The sequence below is a fragment of the Mesorhizobium sp. B4-1-3 genome, from assembly GCF_006439355.1.
GTDB lineage: Bacteria > Pseudomonadota > Alphaproteobacteria > Rhizobiales > Rhizobiaceae > Mesorhizobium.
The window spans coordinates 1-1194 of record NZ_VFTG01000058.1 but is presented as its reverse complement, the minus strand read 5'-3'; the positions used below and the strand labels follow the sequence as shown (position 1 = coordinate 1194).

Annotated in this window: 1 protein-coding gene; it reads right to left on the bottom strand. The window is 62.1% G+C overall.

Going from position 1 to position 1194, the window contains the following annotated elements; all coding sequences use genetic code 11:
- Positions 1-5: 5 nt before the first annotated feature.
- A partial coding sequence (locus tag FJW06_RS29975) for an ISAs1 family transposase (RefSeq protein ID WP_246674941.1) occupies positions 6-1194 on the bottom strand: 1189 nt, incomplete at its 5' end.

Here is a 1194-nt window from a genome sequence, read left to right as displayed (position 1 = left end):
CAGGGCTATCGCATATGAGTAAAGAGCTCATAGAAGAAGTCTCTGCTCCAGTTGGCTCTTCGCATTTTGCTTGCGATAGGTTTGTCGAGGGGGTGAGCGGTCAAGATGTTTTGAGCGAGCCTGCGGATGACGGCCAGATTTTGCGGGGCATTGTCCTTGCGGGTGCGCGCGTCGTCCTCATGGAAGACAACATCAAGGCTCCAGTGCAATTGGTTCTCGATTGTCCAGTGGGTACGAACCGTCTCGGCCAATTTCCTAGGCGTCAGCGCCTTGGACAGCGCGATATAGCGGACCGACGCAGTCGTCTCGCCGTCGGCGACGGTGCGCAAAGCCTCTATGCGGCCGATGGCCTTGAGGCCGGGAAAGGCGGGCGGCTCGCTGAGCTGGGCCAGCGGCAACACGCTGGCGCGGCGCATTTCGGTGCGGCCGTGCGCGCTGTCGCGGGTCTCGAAGCAGTCGATGCCATCGGCCTGCGCGAAGCTTCTCTCAGCGGCTGCAAACAAGCGGCCCCGGTTGGCCTTCAGCACAAGCGCATAGTGGGCCTTCTTGGCAATCAGCGCTTTGGCCGTCTCGGGGCGGCAATGCAAGGCATCGGCCGTTACCGTGCAGCCCTTGATGTCCAAGCTCTTCAGCAGCGCCAGCGTCGCCGCGACCTCATTGGAGCCTGGCGCCCGTGCCGCCGCAATCGCCACCCGCGTCTCGGCATCCCAGGCACTGACCATCAGCGGCGGCATGAAGGCGCGCCCCTTCTCATAGCCGCGCCGCAGCGCCTTGCCGTCGATCGCCACCACTCCGCGCGGCGCGCCAAGCCCAAGCTCGCGTCGCAACGCCGACATGAAGGCACTCAGCGCCGTCGACAACTCCTGCGCATCGAGAAGCCGAAACACCCGGCTGAAGGTGTCGTGGCTCGGGCACCCATGCTTCAGCTCGACAATCTCTTTCAGTTCGTCTTCCCGGCCCTCCGCGAACTCGGCAATATCCACGCAGCTTTTGGCTCCGCACAGCGTCGCCGCCAGCGCCACAAACAGCAGCTCCGCAAGATCATGCCGCGCATTGATGTCGCGCGGATCGCGTACTTCTCGCAAGATCGACAATACCAATGGCATCGTGGCCTCCTCTGCTTCGAGAAAGCCTCTCAAGAATCCTTCTTTTGCTGCCTGGCAATAGACATTCGACTTATCTGCGATTCCCCTA